The organism is Streptomyces sp. NPDC015131, from assembly GCF_043079975.1.
GTDB lineage: Bacteria > Actinomycetota > Actinomycetes > Streptomycetales > Streptomycetaceae > Streptomyces.
Genome location: NZ_JBIBVB010000006.1, coordinates 395,793 through 414,879, shown reverse-complemented (window position 1 = coordinate 414,879; position 19,087 = coordinate 395,793). Strand labels below are relative to the sequence as shown.

Annotated in this window: 17 protein-coding genes and 1 tRNA gene; 11 read left to right on the top strand and 7 right to left on the bottom strand. The window is 73.8% G+C overall.

Going from position 1 to position 19,087, the window contains the following annotated elements:
- Nucleotides 1–15 precede the first annotated feature (15 nt).
- The 3 genes from ACF08D_RS25155 to ACF08D_RS25145 all read right to left on the bottom strand — a co-directional run bounded on the left by ACF08D_RS25155 (nucleotide 16) and on the right by ACF08D_RS25145 (nucleotide 4,494).
- On the bottom strand, nucleotides 16–876 hold the full coding sequence (locus ACF08D_RS25155; protein ID WP_392225411.1) for a cellulose-binding protein: 861 nt from the start codon (nucleotides 874–876) through the stop codon (nucleotides 16–18).
- 86 nt (nucleotides 877–962) lie between these two features.
- The gene (locus ACF08D_RS25150) at nucleotides 963–3,503 is read right to left on the bottom strand and encodes an SUKH-4 family immunity protein (RefSeq protein ID WP_392225409.1); all 2,541 of its coding nucleotides are present in this window, start codon (nucleotides 3,501–3,503) and stop codon (nucleotides 963–965) included.
- Nucleotides 3,504–3,510: 7 nt separating this feature from the next.
- Nucleotides 3,511–4,494: an SMI1/KNR4 family protein gene (locus ACF08D_RS25145; protein WP_392225407.1), complete on the bottom strand. Its 984-nt coding sequence runs from the start codon at nucleotides 4,492–4,494 to the stop codon at nucleotides 3,511–3,513.
- A gap of 226 nt (nucleotides 4,495–4,720) precedes the next feature.
- Between ACF08D_RS25145 and ACF08D_RS25140 the strand changes: the two genes are divergently transcribed.
- Together ACF08D_RS25140 and ACF08D_RS25135 are read left to right on the top strand one after the other, a co-directional pair.
- Complete coding sequence (locus tag ACF08D_RS25140) at nucleotides 4,721–5,239, top strand: YwqJ-related putative deaminase (RefSeq protein WP_392225405.1); 519 nt, start codon at nucleotides 4,721–4,723, stop codon at nucleotides 5,237–5,239.
- A gap of 10 nt (nucleotides 5,240–5,249) precedes the next feature.
- On the top strand, nucleotides 5,250–5,738 hold the full coding sequence (locus ACF08D_RS25135; protein ID WP_392225403.1) for an SUKH-3 domain-containing protein: 489 nt from the start codon (nucleotides 5,250–5,252) through the stop codon (nucleotides 5,736–5,738).
- Nucleotides 5,739–5,758: 20 nt separating this feature from the next.
- On the opposite strand, the gene ACF08D_RS25130 is transcribed toward ACF08D_RS25135, so the two are convergent.
- On the bottom strand, nucleotides 5,759–7,084 hold the full coding sequence (locus tag ACF08D_RS25130) for a sensor histidine kinase (RefSeq protein ID WP_392225401.1): 1,326 nt from the start codon (nucleotides 7,082–7,084) through the stop codon (nucleotides 5,759–5,761).
- Between the two features lie 181 nt (nucleotides 7,085–7,265).
- Here ACF08D_RS25130 and ACF08D_RS25125 point away from each other — a divergent pair.
- The 6 genes from ACF08D_RS25125 (at nucleotide 7,266) to ACF08D_RS25100 (ending at nucleotide 12,014) form a co-directional block, all read left to right on the top strand.
- A tRNA-Gln gene (locus tag ACF08D_RS25125) sits at nucleotides 7,266–7,336 on the top strand.
- 132 nt (nucleotides 7,337–7,468) lie between these two features.
- The gene (gene glmU / locus ACF08D_RS25120; RefSeq protein ID WP_392225399.1) at nucleotides 7,469–8,920 is read left to right on the top strand and encodes a bifunctional UDP-N-acetylglucosamine diphosphorylase/glucosamine-1-phosphate N-acetyltransferase GlmU; all 1,452 of its coding nucleotides are present in this window, start codon (nucleotides 7,469–7,471) and stop codon (nucleotides 8,918–8,920) included.
- A 108-nt stretch (nucleotides 8,921–9,028) separates the two neighbouring features.
- Entirely contained in the window at nucleotides 9,029–10,006 is a 978-nt protein-coding gene (locus ACF08D_RS25115) for a ribose-phosphate diphosphokinase (RefSeq protein WP_064073246.1), read from the top strand.
- Nucleotides 10,007–10,211: 205 nt separating this feature from the next.
- The gene (locus tag ACF08D_RS25110; protein ID WP_392225397.1) at nucleotides 10,212–10,811 is read left to right on the top strand and encodes a 50S ribosomal protein L25/general stress protein Ctc; all 600 of its coding nucleotides are present in this window, start codon (nucleotides 10,212–10,214) and stop codon (nucleotides 10,809–10,811) included.
- Between the two features lie 84 nt (nucleotides 10,812–10,895).
- Entirely contained in the window at nucleotides 10,896–11,492 is a 597-nt protein-coding gene (gene pth, locus ACF08D_RS25105; protein ID WP_392225395.1) for an aminoacyl-tRNA hydrolase, read from the top strand.
- A 54-nt stretch (nucleotides 11,493–11,546) separates the two neighbouring features.
- On the top strand, nucleotides 11,547–12,014 hold the full coding sequence (locus ACF08D_RS25100) for a hypothetical protein (protein ID WP_392225393.1): 468 nt from the start codon (nucleotides 11,547–11,549) through the stop codon (nucleotides 12,012–12,014).
- Nucleotides 12,015–12,079: 65 nt separating this feature from the next.
- Here the strand turns inward: ACF08D_RS25100 and ppc are convergent, their stop codons facing one another.
- Nucleotides 12,080–14,809 carry a phosphoenolpyruvate carboxylase gene (gene ppc / locus ACF08D_RS25095; protein ID WP_392225391.1) on the bottom strand — a complete coding sequence of 910 codons (2,730 nt, stop codon included), beginning with the start codon at nucleotides 14,807–14,809 and terminating at the stop codon, nucleotides 12,080–12,082.
- A 214-nt stretch (nucleotides 14,810–15,023) separates the two neighbouring features.
- On the opposite strand from ppc, the gene ACF08D_RS25090 reads away from it, so the two are divergent.
- Both ACF08D_RS25090 and ACF08D_RS25085 read left to right on the top strand, forming a co-directional pair.
- The gene (locus ACF08D_RS25090; RefSeq protein WP_392225389.1) at nucleotides 15,024–16,049 is read left to right on the top strand and encodes an acyl-CoA desaturase; all 1,026 of its coding nucleotides are present in this window, start codon (nucleotides 15,024–15,026) and stop codon (nucleotides 16,047–16,049) included.
- Nucleotides 16,046–16,723 carry a TetR family transcriptional regulator gene (locus tag ACF08D_RS25085; protein WP_392225388.1) on the top strand — a complete coding sequence of 226 codons (678 nt, stop codon included), beginning with the start codon at nucleotides 16,046–16,048 and terminating at the stop codon, nucleotides 16,721–16,723. Before ACF08D_RS25090 ends, ACF08D_RS25085 begins: the two co-directional genes overlap by 4 nt.
- Nucleotides 16,724–16,799: 76 nt before the next feature.
- Here the strand turns inward: ACF08D_RS25085 and ACF08D_RS25080 are convergent, their stop codons facing one another.
- The gene (locus ACF08D_RS25080; protein ID WP_392225386.1) at nucleotides 16,800–17,639 is read right to left on the bottom strand and encodes a trans-aconitate 2-methyltransferase; all 840 of its coding nucleotides are present in this window, start codon (nucleotides 17,637–17,639) and stop codon (nucleotides 16,800–16,802) included.
- Nucleotides 17,640–17,770: 131 nt separating this feature from the next.
- Between ACF08D_RS25080 and tamR the strand changes: the two genes are divergently transcribed.
- Nucleotides 17,771–18,268: a MarR family transcriptional regulator TamR gene (tamR, locus tag ACF08D_RS25075; protein ID WP_392225384.1), complete on the top strand. Its 498-nt coding sequence runs from the start codon at nucleotides 17,771–17,773 to the stop codon at nucleotides 18,266–18,268.
- Here the strand turns inward: tamR and ACF08D_RS25070 are convergent.
- On the bottom strand, nucleotides 18,227–19,012 hold the full coding sequence (locus ACF08D_RS25070) for a LuxR C-terminal-related transcriptional regulator (RefSeq protein ID WP_392225383.1): 786 nt from the start codon (nucleotides 19,010–19,012) through the stop codon (nucleotides 18,227–18,229). The genes tamR and ACF08D_RS25070 overlap by 42 nt on opposite strands.
- Nucleotides 19,013–19,087: the final 75 nt, after the last annotated feature.

The window sequence follows — 19,087 nt, the reverse complement described above, 5'->3', positions numbered from 1 at the left end:
GCGGGACGCCGCGTCCTACTCCGTACGCCCCGTCAGCGCCGCCAGGCTGCTGCGGACGTGCGCCATGTGCGCCCGTACCTCGTCGCACGCCGTCTCGTGCTCCCGCAGCACCCGCTGCGTCTCCCGCTCCACCCGCTCCGCCCGCAGCCGCGCCCGCGCCAGCAGCTCCGCGGCCCGCGCCTCCGCCTCCTCCTGGCGGTGCCGTGCCTCCTCGGCCGCCGCCGCCCGCGCCCGCTCCGCCTCCGCGAGCCGCTCACCGGCCGCCTCCAGCGCCGCGTCCCGCCGCGCCGCCGCCTCGGTCTCCCGCCCGGTCAGCTCCCGCTCCACGGCCTCCCGCCGCTCCGCGTGCCGGGCCTCCTGCGCCGCCGTCAGCCGCTCCGCGCGCTCCCGCGCCTCCCGCAGCGCGGCCAGCCCCTCCTCGCGCCGCTCCCCGGCCTCGGCCAGCGCCGCCGCCCCGGTCTCGCCGGCCACCCGCCGCGCCTCCGCCAGGGTCTCCCCCGCCAGCGCCCCGGCCCGCTCCCGTACCGCCTGGGCCTCCGCGCGTGCCGCGTCCCGCACCGACCGGGCGTACGCGCCGGCCTCGTCCGCGAGGCGCCGCCCCTCCTCCAGCGCGTCCGCCCGCAGCGCCTCGGCCTCCTCCTCCGCGAGCGCCAGGATCTCCCGCGCCCGGGCCGTCAGCGACTCGTACCGCTGCGGCGGCAGTTCGGCCACGAACTCCCGCAGCCGCGCCGCCTCCCGGGCGCACTCCTCCGCCCGTACCGCCAGCTCCTCCGCCCGGCGGCCGGCGGCCTCCCGGTCGGCCTCCAGCCGCGCGACCACCCGGTCCACCTGCTCGGTCCGGTAGCCCCGCCCCCACACCACAGCGAAACCGCTCATGAAAGACGCCCCTTTCCCCGGTCCAGGATGCAACAACCCGGACCACCGGAAAGGGGCGCCCATGCGCCACGCGCGCGAAACGGCCGCTACAGCAGCCCGTCCCACATCTGTTCCAGCAGCACCGACCACCAGCTCTCCGGCGACGACAGCGCCGCCGGGTCCAGCATCGCGAGCTGCGCCTGGAAGTCGACCGTCCAGCGCCCCGCCTGCTCGGGCGTCAGCCCGAACCGCAGCCGCCACATCCGGCCCAGCAGGGCCAGGCAGCGGGTGAACTCGGGCAGCCCGCTGTTCACGAACTGCGGCGCGACCGGACGGCCGCCCGGACCCGCCTCCACCGGCACGGCCACGATGTGCGCCGTCCCGTACTGGACGCAGACCGCCCGCCCGAAGTCCGAGCCGACCACCAGGTAGGAGCCCGCGTCGGACGCCGGCTGCACCTGCCGCTGCGCGGCCAGCTCGGCCAGCGTCGGCACCACCGGCTGGGCCGGCTGCGCCCAGAAGAACGGCCCGAAATCGGCGGGCAGCCCCGCCCACACCAGCGTCCGCGCCACCAGCTCCGGCACGCCCTGCCGCGACACCGCCCGCTGGTCGAACCGGCAGATCCCCTGCGGCCCGAAGGCGCCCAGCAGCTCCTGCGCGATCCCCTCCGGCGGCACCGGCGGCGCCGGCTGCACCGGGGGCAGCGGCACCCGCAGCGGCGCCGGACGCGCCGGCCCGTCCGCGACCTGGTGCAACTCGCCCTGGTGCGCGATCAGCTGGCCCATGCCCTGCTGGCGGCTCGCGTGGTCGCGCCCGTACGGGGCGATCGACGTGATCCGCGCCTGCGGCCAGGTCTCCCGGATCATCCGGGCGCAGTAACCGCCCGGCAGCTCGCAGGACTCCAGCTCGGTGTGCAGCTCCAGCACCTGCTGCGGCGGCACGTTCAGCGCCCGCAGCTCGTGCAGGATCTGCCACTCAGGGTGCGGCGTACCGGGCGCGGAACGGCGGATGAGCTGCGCCTCCGAGCCGTCCGGCGCGCGGTAGCGCAGCACGGCCTGGTAGCCGGGGCCGACCGTCGGCATGCCGGTGGGCGGCTGCTGCGGATAGCCGTACGCCGGCGGGGCCGGGGACGGCGGCACCGGACCGGGCGGCGGCGGCATGCCGGGGCCACCGGGGCCCGGCTGGGCCAGCATCGTCGCGGCGTGGTGCACCCCGCCCCCGGAGGAACCGGGCGAACCAGGCACACCGGGCGGGCCGGGAGGCGGCGGCGCCCCGGGCCCACCGTGCGTGCCGGGCACCCCGGGAGGACCGGGAGGCGGCGGCGTACCCGGACCACCGGGACCACCGGGACCCGGGTGCGCCAGCATCGTCGCCGCGTGGTGCACCCCGCCAACCGACGGCGGCGGCGTCGCACCGGGCGGCGCCGGAGGCGCGGGAGGCGGCGGCGCACCGGGGCCACCGTGGGTGCCGGGCACCCCGGGAGGACCGGGAGGCGGCGGCGTACCCGGACCACCGGGACCCGGGTGCGCCAGCATCGTGGCCGCGTGGTGCACCCCGTCACCCGGCGGCGGCGTCGCACCGGGCGGCACGGGCGGCTGCCCGCTCTCCGGCGGCAGCTGCGACACCAGCTGCGTCGGTACGTACCCGCCGGCCGGCGCACCCGGCGCGCCCGGGCCCGACGCGGGCGTGCGGGCCCCCGGCGTACCCGGCTCGCCGGGCGGCGGCGGGGTCGTGGGCCCGGTGCCGCGCGCGCCCCGCGGCGGCACGGCCGCCTTGCTGGTGGCGGCGTCCGCGATGTCGCCCGGCGCCCCGGCGCCCGGCCGCGCGGGCGGCGGCGGAGCCTGCGGGTCCACCGCGGGCGCCACGGCGGTGCGCGGCAGCTGGCTGCCGCCCGACATCAGGGCGGTCGGCGCGTCGGCCCCCACCGAGGGCGGCGGGGTGTCGTCGTCGTCCGCCCCGGACAGCGGCGGCGCGAAGACCGTCGCGGGCAGCGGTACGGAGGCGTCGTCACCGTCGCCGGCTGCGGCCACGTCGCTCCACGGCGCCGAGGCCGGCACCCCGTCCTGGGCCGTGGGCTCATGGTCGGCGGGCGGCGCCGGCCAGTCGTCGCCGTCACGGCCCCCGCCGCGGTCGCCGTCACGGTCGACGGAGCCCGGGGTGGCGTCACGGTCGACGGGCCCCGGGGCGGCGTCCGCCACGGCCGGACCGGGCTCCTCCGCCACCGCATCCGGGCCGGCGGACCCCGAGGAGCCCTCCGCGCGCCGGTCCGGAATGCCCATCCGGTCCGCCGCGTCCTGCAACCACTCCGGCGGGGTCAGCAGGAACGACGTCTGGTTCAGATCGATCCGCTCCGGCCGCTCCGCGGGCGCCTCCGCCGGCGCCGCAGCGGGGGCCCCGTACTCCTCCTCGTACCGGCGGATCACCTCACCCACCGGCAGCCCCGGCCACAGCGTCGCCTCACCGCTGTCCCGGGCGATCACCAGCCGCTGTCGGCCGCCGTCCGACGTCGGGCCCTCCGGACGGTCCTCCGCCCACACCACGAACCCCAGGTCGAACTCCCGCACCCGCACCTCACGGTGCTGGTACGCCGGCACCTCGCCGTTGACCCACTCCTCCGCCCGCTCCTGCGCCTGCGCGAACGTCACCATCGAAAGCTCACTCCCCCACCGGGACGGCCCGCGCGAAGCCGCCGTCCACCATCAGGTTCGCCACCGTCTCCAGCTCCGGCGGACTGCCCGCCAGCCGCTGGAGGAACGCGTCGAAGTCCGCGCCGCACGGCAGCAGGAGCGAGTCCACCCGCTCCCCCACCGTCAGACCGTCCCGGTCCCGCGCGTCGTCGTACGGGCAGAACCACACCGAGCCCACGTCACCGCCGCCCCGCACCTTCACCGCCAGCAGACCGCCCTGCACGAACGCCACCCCGAGGAAGTCCTTCGTCAGGTGGTCCCGCAGACACTTGTTGACGTACAGCAGGTCGTTGACCGCCGCCTCGTCCCGCACCGTGAAGAACGGCTGGTCCACCAGCAGCCCCAGCTCCGGGTCCAGCGCCACGCCCACCGGCGCGCACCCGCCCGCCGCCTTCAGGAACGACCGGTACGCACCCGGCAGCCGGTACCCCAGGTCCTCCTCCACGCCCAGCAGCTGCGCCTCCGACACCGACAACGCGCCCTTCGGCAGCCCGAAGTGCGCCGGGCGGGTCTCCTGCAACGGCCGCGTGCCGCGCTTGCCGTGGTCCACCGCGGCCGTCGCCAGCCCGCCGTGGTGCCGCAGCAGCGCCTTCACCTCCACCGGCACCAGCTCCATCCGGCGCGTACCGGCCACGTGGTGCCAGGTCCAGCCGTGCGGGGTCGCCACCGCCGGGACGGTGTCCCACAGCTCGTGGCCGGCCGCCGCCAGCGCCGCGTTCGCCGACACGTAGTCCGTCAGCCGCAGCTCGTCCACCCCGAAACCCTCGGGCGGCTCGGCGATCTCCGCCGCCGCCCGGGCGTACGGCGAGAACACCGGACGGCCCTCCGCGTCGACCCGCACCCCACCGGGATGCCGGGCGGCACGGACCGGGTCCGGAAAGTGCACGACCTGCCCGGCGTAGGCCGCGTTCGGTGGCGCGGCACTCTGCTGCCCGAGCCGACCTGTCGTCATGGCGGATGCCCCCTGTGCTGCTGGCTGGTCCGCACAGCCTAAGCGCTGGGCCGACAGGGGGAACCCGCCCACCGCCACGGTGACCACACGTCACACCCGGGTGACCCAGCGGCCACCCCGCGACACACCGACCACCCGTTTCAGCGCCCCCGCTTCCCCATCAGCTCACCCATTTGGCAGGCTGTCCCACGCAACTCGGGGGATTGCAGAGGGGACGACACACAACATGCACCCACCGCGACCAGGCACGACGCCCGCCACCGGCGGAGACCCACGCCTCAGCTGGAGCAGCACCGGCCCCGACCTCACGCCGATCCTGCGCCACCGCCGCGACGGCATCCTCCCCACCGTCGGAGCAGCACTCTCCGTACGCGGCGAAACCCTCACCTGCACCGCCGGGCGCGGCAACCGGCCGCCCGCGCTGCACCCCCTCGTACAGGATTTCCTCGACACCCTCACCAGCGGCCAGCGCGAGCGCTTCACCGGCCGCTGCCCCGAGGCGATCCTCCTCTCCCGCCACCTCACCGCCGCCGACGCCGGCCGCTCCAAACGCGGGCGGCGCAAGCCCCTCAGCCAGGGCGAGGCACGCCGCTCCCTGAAGAACGCCAAGATCACCGCACGGCGCATCCGCGAGGACGGCGACCCCCTCCACGGCAGCTACGCCCCGCCCTGCCGCTCCTGCGCCGCGCTCCTCGCCCACTTCGGCGTACGCCCCGTCGACCCCGCCACCGCCCAGAACGGCTGACCGCACGCACATGCCCGACCTCAACACCACCCGCTTCCCCGTCAACGTCGACGCCACCCTCAAGGAAGCGGGCTGGCAGCCCGGCCGCTGGGACATCAAGCAGGCCGAACACTGGGCCGACACCCTGCGCGCCTACGTCTCCCCCGCCGGCCACCGCCACAGCGTCTTCCCCGCCGCCGTCGAGGCCTGGGCCGAGTTCGGCGGCCTGCGCATCACCCCGCCCGGCCCCGGCCGGCAGATCGCCCCCGCGCCCGTCCACCTCGACCCGCTGGCCGGCCTCCACCACGCCCGCAGCCTCGCCGACCTCGGGCGCGCCCTCGACACCCACCTCGCGCCCCTCGGCGAGGAGGCCGGTAACAGGGCCGTCCTCGCCATCGACGCCGAAGGGCGCGTGTACAGCCTCGACCACGCCGGCGACTGGTTCCTCGGCCCCGGCATCGACCACGCCCTCGCCGCCCTGATCACCGGCGCCCAGCCCGCCCGCCTCACCTCCCCCTGAGGCCGCGCGGGCGCACCCGCTCAGGCGGACGCGACCGGCAGCACCGCCGACACCTTGAACCCGCCCGCGTCCGTCGGCCCCGACACGAACACCCCGCCCAGCGCCGTCACCCGCTCCCGCATCCCCACCAGGCCGTTGCCCCCGCTCGGCAGCCCCGCGTCCGCCGCCGTACCGTCCGACGGACCGTTCTCCACCTGCATCGCCACCTCACCGTCCCGGTGCGCCAGCCGCACCACGACCTTGGCCCCCGGCGCATGCTTGTGGACGTTCGTCAGCCCCTCCTGCACCACCCGGTACGCCGTCCGCTCCACCGCCGGACCGCACGGCCGCGCCTCCCCCGACACCAGCAGCTCCACCACCATCCCGGCCTGCCGGGACTCCTCCACCAGCGCCTCCACCGCGTCCAGGCACGGCCCCTCGTCCGCCGTCCCCGCACCGCCCCCGCCGGACGCCGCGGCCGCCGCCGCCCGCCCCACCGCCTCCAGCGGCACGGCACCCCGCGCCGGAGCGGCGCCCGGGTCCGCCGCCCGCAGCACCCCGAGCATCTCCCGCAGCTCCGTCAGCGCCTGCCGCCCCATGTCCCCCACCAGCGCCGCGTTCCGCGCCGCCTTCTGCGGGTCCTTCACCGCCACCGCCTGGAGCGCCGCCGCGTGCACCACCATCAGACTCACCCGGTGCGCCACCACGTCGTGCATCTCCCGCGCGATCCGCGTCCGCTCCTCCGTCCGCGCCATCTGCGCCCGCTGCTCCGCGCGGTCCGCCAGCAGCGACAGCTCCTGCTCCAGGCTGTCCGCCCGCTCCCGCAGGCTCTCCATCAGCCGCCGCCGCGCCCCTATGTACAGCCCGAACAGCACCGGCGGGGCGTTCAGCCCCAGCGACATGAACACCGCCATCAGCGGCACGTACCAGGGCCCGGGGTCGAAGTCCGCCGACGCGATGTCCTGCCGCACCCGTACGAACGTCACGATCAGCACCGCGACCAGGGACATCCCCGCCAGCGCCGCGATGATCCGCCGCGGCACCTCCGACGCCGCCAGCGTGTACAGCCCGACGAAGCTCATCAAGTAGCCCATCTCGGCCGGGGTGATGGCGATCGACACCAGCACCACGGCGATCGGCCACCGCCGCCGCAGCACCAGCACCGCGCCCGCGACCAGCCCGAACAGCACCCCCACGGGCACCGGCAGGCCCGCGTCCTGCGCGAACCCGACCCCCTCGGCCCCGCACTCCAGCGCCGACACGGCCCCCAGCGAAACGTCCAGCACCGCACTGCGGCGCCGCTCCCACCACCACCAGCCCCGGGCGTTCGCGCCCGGGGCGTCCTGGTGTGCCCCCGTTGTGGTCATGTCTCCCAGCCTACGGGCGCCCGCATCCCCTTTTCCGGCCAGCTCGCCCCGGGGCGCACCGGGCGGGCCCGGCCCTCCGGGCGGGGCGAAGTGCCGATCCGCTCCGTCGCATTGGGGGCGGGCGGTACGGCATAGTAGGGGCTGCGTCCACGCCCGGATCACGGGACGGACAGCACGCCCATCCCGGGTCGTCTAAGGGCAAGACGTCAGATTTTGGTTCTGATCATGGGGGTTCGAGTCCTCCCCCGGGAGCACCGTCCGGAAGCACGGGCCCCGACCGCGCGGTCGGGGCCCGTTGCCGTCCCCGGCCCCCGCGCCCGTCTGGGCTCGTGGGCCCCCCGGTATCCTGCGGGTGTCCACCACCCGAAGCCGAAGGGCATTCCCGTGAGCGCCAACCGCCCGGCAGCCGTCGTCGTCCTCGCAGCGGGTGAGGGCACCCGCATGAAGTCGAAGACCCCCAAGGTCCTGCATCAGATCTGCGGGCGGTCGCTCGTGGGACACGTCGTCTCGGCGGCGCGCGAGCTGGACCCCGCACACCTCTGCGTCGTCGTCGGGCACGCCCGTGAGCAGGTGACCGCGCACCTCGACGAGTTCTACGCCGGTACGCGCACCGCGGTGCAGTACGAGCAGAACGGCACCGGGCACGCGGTGCGGATGGCGCTGGAGGAGCTGGGCGCCGGGGCGCTGGACGGGACCGTGGTGGTGGTGTGCGGCGACACCCCGCTGCTGTCGGGCGCCACGCTGACCGCGCTGGCGGCGACGCACGCGGCGGACGGCAACGCGGTGACGGTGCTGACGGCCGAGGTGCCGGACTCGACGGGGTACGGGCGGATCATCCGCGACCCGGAGACCGACGCGGTGACGGCGATCGTGGAGCACAAGGACGCGACCGACGCGCAGCGGGCGATCCGGGAGATCAACTCCGGGGTGTTCGCGTTCGACGGGCGGCTGCTGGCGGACGCGCTGGGGAAGGTGCGGACGGACAACAGCCAGGGTGAGGAGTACCTCACGGACGTGCTGGGGATCCTGCGCGAGGCCGGGCACCGGGTGGGTGCGTCGGTGGCGGGGGACCACCGGGAGATCCTGGGGATCAACAACCGGGTCCAGCTCGCGGAGGCCCGGCGGCTGCTGAACGGGCGGCTGCTGGAGGCCGCGATGATGGCAGGTGTGACGGTGGTCGACCCGGCGTCGGTGTTCGTGGACGTGAGCGTGACGTTCGAGCGGGACGCGGTGGTGCACCCGAACACGGTGCTGCTGGGCGGGACGCATCTGGCGGAGGACGCCGAGGTGGGCCCGAACAGCCGGCTGAAGGACACCCGGGTGGGTCCGGGTGCGCGGGTGGACAACACGGTGGCGGACGGCGCGGAGGTCGGCGCGGGCGCGTCGGTCGGCCCGTACGCCTATCTGCGTCCCGGGACGCGGCTGGGCGAGAAGGCGAAGGCCGGGACGTACGTCGAGATGAAGAACGCCCGGATCGGCGAGGGCACGAAGGTGCCGCACCTGTCGTACGTGGGTGACGCGACGATCGGCGAGTACTCGAACATCGGCGCCGCGAGCGTGTTCGTGAACTACGACGGCGAGAGCAAGCACCACACGACGATCGGGTCGCACTGCAAGACGGGCTCGGACAACATGTTTGTGGCTCCTGTCACGGTCGGGGACGGCGCGTACACCGCCGCCGGTTCGGTGATCACCAAGGACGTCCCGCCCGGGTCGCTGGCCGTCGCCCGTGGCCAGCAGCGGAATATCGAGGGCTGGGTGGCGCGGAAGCGGCCCGGCAGCGCCGCCGCGCAGGCGGCCGCGGCGGCGTCCGGGCAGGGCTCTGACGAGGGCTGACCGAAAACGGGTGCGCCGGACTGGGCGTACCGTGATACGTGCACACAAATTCGGCTGGTTCGCGCGGAAGTGGTCGCGGCCAGGGAACACGTCTGAGGAGACAGTGCTGTGACCGGGATCAAGACGACCGGCGAGAAGAAGTTGATGCTCTTCTCCGGCCGCGCCCACCCCGAGCTGGCCGAGGAGGTCGCGCACCGGCTGGGCGTGGGCCTGGTGCCGACGAAGGCGTTCGATTTCGCCAATGGTGAGATCTATGTGCGCTTCCAGGAGTCGGCGCGCGGTGCGGACTGCTTCCTGATGCAGAGCCACACGGCTCCGATCAATAAGTGGATCATGGAGCAGCTGATCATGATCGATGCTCTGAAGCGGGCCTCGGCCCGGAGCATCACCGTGATCATCCCGTCCTACGGCTATGCCCGGCAGGACAAGAAGCACCGCGGCCGTGAGCCGATCTCGGCCCGTCTGGTGGCGGACCTGCTGAAGTGCTCGGGTGCGGACCGCATCCTCACGGTGGACCTGCACACGGACCAGATCCAGGGCTTCTTCGACGGTCCGGTGGACCACCTGTCGGCGCTGCCGGTGCTGGCGGACTACGTGGGCGCCAAGGTGGACCGTTCGAAGCTGACGGTGGTCTCGCCGGACGCGGGCCGGGTGCGGGTCGCGGACCGCTGGTGCGACCGGCTGGACGCGCCGCTGGCGATCGTGCACAAGCGGCGCGACAAGGACGTGGCGAACCAGGTGACGGTCCACGAGGTCGTGGGCGAGGTCGAGGGCCGGGTGTGTGTCCTGGTGGACGACATGATCGACACCGGTGGCACGATCTGCGCGGCGGCGGAGGCGCTGTTCGCGCACGGTGCCGAGGACGTGATCGTGACGGCGACGCACGGCATCCTGTCGGGTCCGGCGGCGGACCGCCTCAAGAACTCGAAGGTGAGCGAGTTCGTGCTGACGAACACGCTGCCGACGCCGGGTGAGCTGGAGCTGGACAAGATCACGGTGCTGTCGATCGCGCCGACGATCGCGCGCGCGGTGCGTGAGGTGTTCGAGGACGGTTCGGTGACGAGCCTCTTCGAGGAGCAGGGCTGATCCGCTGACGCCCGGGAGGCCGCTTCGACCACTGGTCGGGGCGGCCTTCCGCGTTCGGTTAGACTGGTGGGGTTGCTCGGCGAGGGAGGCCGCACGGTCACGTGCGGCGGTCCGTTATCGACGCGCTCTTCGTAGCAGGCCAAGTCCAGTCGTGGCCGGGTGACCCCACGACCGTTGATTCGTCTGACTCTTACGAGGAGTGCACATGTCCGAGGTGAAGATCCCCGCCGCGACGCGTACCGAGTTCGGCAAGGGCGCCGCCCGCCGTATCCGCCGCGCGGACCAGGTTCCCGGTGTTCTGTACGGTCACGGCACGCAGCCGCTGCACCTGACGCTGCCGGGCCACGAGCTGCTGCTGGCGCTGCGCACGCCGAACGTCCTGATCTCCCTGGACATCGACGGCAAGACCAACGAGCTGGCGATCCCGAAGGCCGTGCAGCGCGACCCGCTGAAGGGCTTCCTGGAGCACGTGGACCTGCTGCTGGTGAAGCGCGGCGAGAAGGTCACCGTCGAGGTCCCGGTCCAGGCCGAGGGCGAGCTGGCGCCGGGCGGCAACCTGCTCGAGCACGTGCTGAACGCGCTTCCGGTCGAGGCCGAGGCCACGCACATCCCCGAGTCGTTCACCGTGTCGGTGGAGGGCCTGGAGGCCGGTGCCTCGGTGCTGGCGAAGGACGTCCCGCTGCCGAAGGGTGTCACGCTGGCCGTCGAGGAGGACGCCGTCGTCCTGCAGGTGCTGGCCGCGCAGGCCGAGGAGCCGGCCGCCGAGGGTGACGACGAGGTCGCCGAAGAGGCCGCCGAGGCCTGAGCCCTCCTGGGTTCTGTGTGACGGGGTGGTGGGCTGCGGCCCGCCACCCCGTTTCCCTGTGGCTACGCGAGGAGACGCGAGGACATGACGACGGACGCCAGTGCCCCTTGGCTGATCGTGGGTTTGGGCAATCCGGGGCCGGAGTACGCGGGGAATCGGCACAATGTCGGTTTCATGGTGGCCGATCTCCTCGCGGCGCGGACCGGGGGGAAGTTCAAGCGGGCCGGGAAGGCCCAGGCGCAGGTGGTGGAGGGGCGCATCGGGCCTCCGGGGCCGGCGGGCCGGCGGGTGGTGCTGGCGAAGCCGATGTCGTACATGAACCTGTCGGGCGGTCCGGTGACGGCGCTGCGGGACTTCTACAAGGTGCCGACGGCGCAGGTGGTGGCGGTCCACGACGAGCTGGACATCGACTACGGGGTGCTGCGGCTGAAGCTGGGCGGCGGGGACAACGGGCACAACGGGCTGAAGTCGATGACGAAGGCGATGGGCGCGGACTACCACCGGGTGCGGTTCGGGATCGGGCGTCCGCCGGGGCGGATGCAGGTGGCGGACTTCGTGCTGAAGGACTTCTCGTCGGCGGAGCGCAAGGAGCTGGACTACTTCGTGGACCGGGCGGCGGACGCGGTGGAGTGCCTGGTGACCGAGGGGCTGGAGCGGGCGCAGTCGGTGTACAACTCCTGATCGTTCTGCTCCGGAATTGACCGGGTGCGGTCGTCTGGCCGAGGATCGCGCCCCATGAGCACGAAGCGGAGTTCAGCCCTCCCGTACGCCCGCGGTGCCGCGATGGCGCTGGTCGCGCTGTTGCTGGTGGTGGCGGGCGCCTGGGCGTCGTGGGGGACGGCGCAGCACGTCCTGCTGTCGAAGGGCCGTGAGCACGGCACGCTGGCGGTCACGGGGTGCTCGGCGGACGTGTGCACGGGGCGGTACGACCCGGAGGGGCCGGCGGGGCCGCGGACGGACATGACGATCGCCCGGTCGGTGGCGGTGCAGGACGGTGGCCGCTATCCGGTGGTGGTGAAGCCGGACACCCGGGAGCTGGTGCGGACCGGCTGGCCGGGCGGGCTGCACGCGTGGCTGCCGCTGGGCGGGGCGCTGCTGCTGGCGTCGCTGGTGATCGCCGGCGGGATGCGGCTGCCGCGGCTGGCGTGGGCGTCGGCCTCGGCGGGGGGCGCGCTGCTGGTGGGGACGTTCCTGGCGTTGTGAGGGTACGGACGGAAGGGGGCGCCCGGTGTGGACCGGGCGCCCCCTTCGTCGTACGCGCTTACGGGTCAGCCGGTGTTGCGCAGGCCGGCGGCGACGCCGTTGACGGTGAGCAGCAGCGCCCGGGAGAGCAGCGGGTCGGGTTCCTCGCCGCGCTCGGTGGCGGCCCGCTGGCGGGCGAGCAGCGCGACCTGGAGGTAGGAGATCGGGTCCAGGTAGGCGTCGCGGATGGCGAAGGTCTGCTGGAGGACGGGGTTGGAGTCCAGGAGTTCCTCGCCGCCCGTGACGCGCAGCACCTCGCTGACGGTGAGGGCGTGCTCGGCCTCGATGTCGTCGAAGACGTGCCGCAGGTTCTCCGGCACGAGGGTCTCGACGTAGTGGCGGGCGATCCGCAGGTCCGTCTTGGCGAGGGTCATCTCGACGTTGGACAGGAAGTTGCGGAAGAAGTGCCACTTCTCGTACATCTCGTCGAGTACGGCGTCGAGGCCGGCCTCGCGCAGGGCCTTGAGGCCCGAGCCGACTCCGTACCAGCCGGGGACGATCTGCCGCGACTGGGTCCAGCCGAAGACCCAGGGGATGGCGCGCAGTCCGTCGAGTGAGACGCCCGAGCCGGGGCGGCGGGCGGGCCGCGAGCCCAGGTGCAGGTCGGCGAGCTGGTCGACGGGGGTGGAGGCCAGGAAGTACGTCGGCAGGTCGGGGTCCTCGACCAGCTTGCGGTAGGCCGTGTGGGCGGCGTCGGAGACGACGTCCATGGCCGCGTCCCAGCGGGCGAGGGCCTCGTCGGACTGGCGGGGCGCGGTGTGCAGGGCGGACGCCTGGAGGGTGGCGGCCACGGTGAGTTCCAGGTTCTCCCGGGCGAGGGAGGGGATGAGGTACTTGTCGGAGATGACCTCGCCCTGCTCGGTGACCTTGATCTCGCCCTCGAGGGTGCCCCAGGGCTGGGCGAGGATCGCGTCGTGGGAGGGGCCGCCGCCGCGGCCGACGGTGCCGCCGCGGCCGTGGAAGAGGCGCAGCCGTACGCCGTAGCGGTGGGCGACGTCGCGCAGCCGGCGCTGGGCGCGGTGGATCTCCCACTGGCTGGTGGTGATGCCGCCGAACTTGGAGGAGTCGGAGTAGCCGAGCATGACCTCCTGGACGTCGCCGCGCAGTGAGACGAGGCGGCGGTAGGAGGGGTCGGCGAGCATCGCGTCGAGGATGACGTCGGCGGCGCGGAGCTCGTCGGTGGTCTCCAGCAGCGGCACGATGCCGATCTTGGCCCAGCCGGCGTGGAGGTCGATCAGCCCGGCCTCGCGGGCGAGGACGGCGGCGGCGAGGACGTCGTCGGCGCCCTGGCACATGGAGATGATGTAGGACTCGATGACCTCGGGCCCGAAGCGCTCGAACGCTTCCTTGACCGTGTGGAAGACGCCGAGGGTCTTGGTGCCGGCCGCGTCGAGCGGGGCGGGCGTGGGGGCCAGGGGGCGGCGGGAGCGCAGCTCCTTGGCGAGCAGCTTCTGCCGGTACTCGCGGGGCATGTCCGCGTACCGCCAGGACTCCTCGCCGAGGCGGTCGAAGAGCTGGCCGAGGGCGTGGTGGTGGGCGTCGGCGTGCTCGCGGACGTCCATGGTGGCGAGCTGGAGGCCGAAGGCGGCCAGCGTGCGGATGGTGCGGTCCATCCGGCCGTCGGCGAAGAGGCCGCCGCGGTGCTCGCGCAGGGAGGTCTGGACGACGGTGAGGTCGCGCAGCAGCTCGGCGGTGCCGAGGTAGTCGCGGCCCTCCTCGTGGGCGGTGCCCCGGGCGAGGCGTTCGCGGGTGTTGACGAGCTTCTGGCGGATGCAGGTGGCCTTGAGCCGGTACGGCTCCTCGGCGTTGAGGCGCTTGTAGCGGGGGCTGATCTCCGGGAGCCGGTCGAGGTCCTGCTGGAGGGAGTCGAGCAGCTCCTGGGTGGCGCCCGCGTAGCGGATGGAGTTGGAGAGCTGGCTGCGCAGGTGGTCGATCAGCTCGATGGCGTCGGTGATGCCGTGCTCGTGCTGGAGGATCAGGACGTCCCAGGTGACCTGCGGGGTGACGTTGGGGTTGCCGTCGCGGTCGCCGCCGATCCAGGTGCCGAAGGTGAGGGGGCGGGTGCCGGGCGGCAGCTCGAAGCCGACGCGCTCCAGCTCGGCGGCGAGGTCCTCCAGGACGTCGCCGACGGCATTGGCGTGCAGCTCGTCGAGGTAGTAGATGGCGTTGCGGGCCTCGTCGGTCGGCTCGGGGCGGACGACGCGCAGTTCGTCGGTCTGCCAGATGAGGTCGATGGACTCGGCGAGCCGCAGGTCGTGGCGGCGCCGGTCGGAGGCGATGACCGGGGTCTCCAGCAGTTCGGCGACGCGGCGGAGCTTGTTGAGGACCGAGCGGCGGGCGGCCTCGGTGGGGTGGGCGGTGAAGACGGGCCGGACGTTGAGGTGCCGGACGGTCTCGCGCACGTGCTCGGGGTCGCCGTCCTTGAGCATGTCGGCGGTGCGGGCGAGGAGGCCGCCCTCGGCGGCGCGCCGCTCGCGCAGCTCGCGGCCGCGGTGGACCTGCTCGGTGACGTTGGCGAGGTGGAAGTAGGTGGAGAAGGCGCGCACCAGGCGGGCGGCGGTCTCCAGGTCGGTGTCGCCGAGCAGCGCGGCGGCGGCCTCGCCGTTCTCGCGGGTGAGGTGGCGGACCTTCTCGACGAGGTCGAGGAGCTCCGGTCCTTCCTGCCGTACGAGGGTCTCGCCCAGCAGGTCGCCCAGTCGGCGGATGTCGGCGCGCAGCTCGGTGCTGGCGGAGGGGGTCTGGTCGGCACTGCTCACAGGTGCGGCTCCTTGCAGTGTTTGAGCACGTCTGGAGGGGTTCTGGAGGCTGCGGACCGCGCTGTCCGACGACACCCAGGATAGGTGCCCGTCCGCCCGGCGCCGTCGCCAGCCCTCTTGCCGCGCGCCGAACCGCTGCCATACTTACGACGCCGTAGGTTACGGGACCGTAGCCTCGGTGTCCTTCGCATTCCCTCACCCCCCAGGGGACCCCATGACCTCAAGCCCCGACGTCCTCGCGTCCTCGGAGCCGTCCGCCTCCCCCACATCCCCCGCAACTCCAGCCTCCCCCGAATCTCCCGCGTCTCCCGGGCTGCCGTCCGCGACGCTCGGCGGCGACAGCAAGGGGTCGGTCGAGCAGATCGCGCTGCTGCTGTTCATCGTCGTGCCCTTCGTGGCCCTGGTGGCGGCGGTGCCGCTGGCCTGGGGCTGGGGGGTGAGCTGGCTGGATCTGGGGCTGATGGTGGCGATGTACTACATCGGCTGCCACGGCATCACGATCGGTTTCCACCGGTACTTCACGCACGGCGCCTTCAAGGCGAAGCGGCCGCTGCGGATCGCGCTGGCCGTGATGGGCTCGCTGGCGGTGGAGGGGCCGCTGGTGCGCTGGGTGGCGGACCACCGCAAGCACCACAAGTTCTCGGACGCCGAGGGCGACCCGCATTCGCCGTGGCGGTTCGGTGAGACGGTGCCGGCGCTGATGAAGGGCCTGTGGTGGGCGCACATCGGCTGGATGTTCGACGAGGAGCGGACGCCGCAGCACAAGTACGCCCCGGACCTGATCAAGGACCCGGCGCTCCGGGCGGTGTCGCGCCAGTTCGTGCTGTGGACGATCGTGTCGCTGGCGATCCCGCCGGTGGTGGGCGGTCTGGTGACGATGTCGTGGTGGGGCGCGTTCACGGCGTTCTTCTGGGGCTCGCTGGTGCGGGTGGCGCTGCTGCACCATGTGACGTGGTCGATCAACTCGATCTGCCACGCGGTGGGCAAGCGGCCGTTCAAGTCGCGCGACCGGTCGGGCAACGTGTGGTGGCTGGCGGTGCTGTCGTGCGGTGAGTCGTGGCACAACCTGCACCACGCGGACCCGACGTGTGCGCGTCACGGCGTGATGCGGGGGCAGATCGACTCCAGCGCACGGCTGATCCGCTGGTTCGAGAAGCTGGGCTGGGCGTACGACGTGCGCTGGCCGACCGCCGAGCGGATCGCGGCCCGGCGCCGGGAGCGCGCCGCGAACGCGGCATGATGGACGGTGTGGCGATCGACGGCAGTGGCACCAGCAGTACTGACAAACCCAGGCGGGGACGCAGGGTCCGGATGACGGGCGCCGAGCGCCGCCAGCAGCTGCTGGACATCGGCCGTACGCTCTTCGCCGCACGGGGCTTCGAGGGCACCTCGGTGGAGGAGATCGCCGCGAAGGCGGGCGTCTCCAAGCCGGTGGTGTACGAGCACTTCGGCGGCAAGGAGGGCCTGTACGCGGTCGTCGTGGACCGGGAGATGCGCCAGCTGCTCGACATGGTGACGGGCGCCCTGACGGCGGGGCACCCCCGGGAGCTGCTGGAGCAGGCGGCGTTCGCGCTGCTCGACTACATCGAGACGTACACCGACGGCTTCCGGATCCTGGTCCGGGACTCCCCGGTGGCGCAGTCGACGGGCACGTTCGCCTCGCTGATCTCGGACATCGCCACACAGGTCGAGGACATCCTGGGCCTGGAGTTCAAGGCCCGGGGCTTCGATCCGAAGCTGGCGCCGCTGTACGCGCAGGCCCTCGTCGGCATGGTGGCGCTGACCGGCCAGTGGTGGCTGGACGTCCGCAAGCCGAAGAAGGCGGAGGTCGCGGCGCACCTGGTGAACCTGGCCTGGCACGGGCTGGACGGCCTGGAGCAGAAGCCGCGGCTGATAGGGCACCGCAAGAGCTGACCGCGTCGGGGCGTGGCGTACGCGTACGCCGCGCCCCGGCGCGGACGTGGGGCGGGATGCGCCGGTAAGTGGGGCGTCACCCCCTCGGCTCCCGGCCCCGGGTGGCGACCGCGAAGACCCGGCGGAACGGGAAGACGGTGCCGTGTGGGCCGGGCGGGTACGCCTTGCGGAGCAGGTCGCGGTACTGGGACAGGAATTCGGCGACCGCCTCGCCGTCCCCGTCGAGGGCGGTGAGGACGGGCCGCAGGGCGGTGCCCTTCACCCAGTCGAGGACGGGGTCCTCGCCCTGGAGGAGCTGGGAGTAGACGGTCTCCCACACGTCCACGGCCAGGCCGAGGTCGGTGAGCCGGGTGAGGTAGTCGGCGGCGTCCAGGATGTGGACGAAGCGGCGGCCGTGGCCGGTGAGCCGGGCGCGCCACTGGGGCGTCTCGCACAGCTCGCCGAGGAGGGCGTGGCTGGGCGCGGTGAAGTTGGCGGGGACCTGGAGGGCGAGGGTGCCGCCCGGGTGGAGGCCGTCCGCCCACAGCGGGAAGGACTCGGGGTGGTTGGGCACCCACTGGAGCGCCGCGTTGGAGATGATCAGGTCATAGGGTTCGTCGGGCGTCCAGTGCGCGGCGTCGGCGGGCCGGAAGTCGAGCCAGCCGCCGCCGGGCGTGGTGCCGGCGTGGTGCTTCTCCGCCTGTTCCAGCATCTCGGGCGAGAGGTCGAAGCCGGTGATCCGGGCGTCGGGCCAGCGGTCGGCGAGCAGCGCGGTGACGTTGCCGGGTCCGCACCCGAGGTCGGCGATGCGCGGTGAGCGGCCCTCGGCGGTGGCGGGCAGCTGGGGTATACGGGCGAGCAGGTCGAGGAACGGGCGGGTGCGGTGCGAGGAGTGGCGCAGGTACTGCTGTGGATCCCAGATCGGTGCGGAATACATGTTCGAGCCCCCTTGCTGGAACGAAGTGCCGAAGCGGAACAGAGTCCCGGCCCCGTCATGCCCAATGGTCCAGCCAGGTATTTCTTGACGTCAAGAGACTTCACGTCGACAGATCCCCTACACTGATCGCCATGGAGGACGAGGTCGACCGACTGGTCGCAGCATGGCGCCGGGAGCGCCCCGACCTCGACGTGGAACCGCTCGAGGTGCTCAGCCGTGTCTCCAGGCTGGCCCGCCACCTCGACCGCGCCCGCCGGCTGGCCTTCTCCGAGCACCACCTGGAGCCCTGGGAGTTCGACGTCCTCACGTCGCTGCGCCGCGCCGGCGCCCCCTACCAGCTCTCCCCCGGCCAGCTCCTCACCCAGACCCTGGTCACCTCCGGCACCATGACCAACCGCATCGACCGGCTCGCCAAGAAGGGGCTCGTCGAGCGGCTGCCCGACCCGAGCGACCGCCGCGGCGTGCTGGTCCGCCTCACCCCCGAGGGCCGCGACCGCGCCGACCAGGCCCTCGCCGGGCTGCTCGCCCAGGAGCGGGCCATCCTCGCGGAGCTGTCCCGCGCCCAGCGCGCCGAACTGGCCGCGCTGCTACGCCAGCTGACCGCCCCGTTCGACAACATCCCCGGCTGACGCGGGCCCCGGCTCGGCCGGGCACACCCCCGCGCGCCGGGCCAGCGCCACCGCGGCCAGCGTGGAGTGGACGCCCAGCTTCCCCAGGACGTTCTGCATGTGCGTCCGCACGGTGTGCGGCGACAGGAACAGCCGCTCGGCGACCGCCTTCCGGCCCAGCCCGGCCACCATGCACCGCAGCACCTCCCGCTCCCGGGGGGTGAGCGACTCCACCAGCCGCTCGCTCTCCGTACGGTGCCGGCGCGCGGCCGTCAGCTCCCGCAGCACCCCGGTGAGCAGCGCGGGCGGCAGGTGGGTCTCGTCGCGCAGGACGCCCCGGATCACGGTCAGCAGCCGCTGGAGCGAGCAGTCCTTGGCGACCCAGCCCGAGGCGCCCGCCTGGAGCGCGAGCGCGGCCCGCCGGGCGTCGTCCCGCTCGGCCAGCACCACCACGCGCACCTCGGGGCGCCCCTCGCGGACCCCGGCCACCAGCGAGATGCCGTCCACCACGCCCCCGCCGTCGTCCGGCACCGCGCGGGCCACCGCCGGCGCCGCCGCCGCGCCCAGGTCGGCGTCGACCAGCAGGACGTCGAACCGGCGGCCCTCCGCCGACGCCCGCTCCAGGCAGCGCAGCGCGGCCGGGCCGCTGCCCGCCGCGGCGACGTCCACGTCGGGCTCGGCCGCCAGCGCCGCGGCGAGGGACTCGGCGAAAATGCGGTGGTCGTCCACCACCAGCACCCGGATACGGCCCACGGACACCCCCATGCGTCGGTAAGGACGGAGCGGCCACGGGGACGGCGCCCGGGCCGGAGGCACAGCGGTCGCACGGCCGCCGCCGCG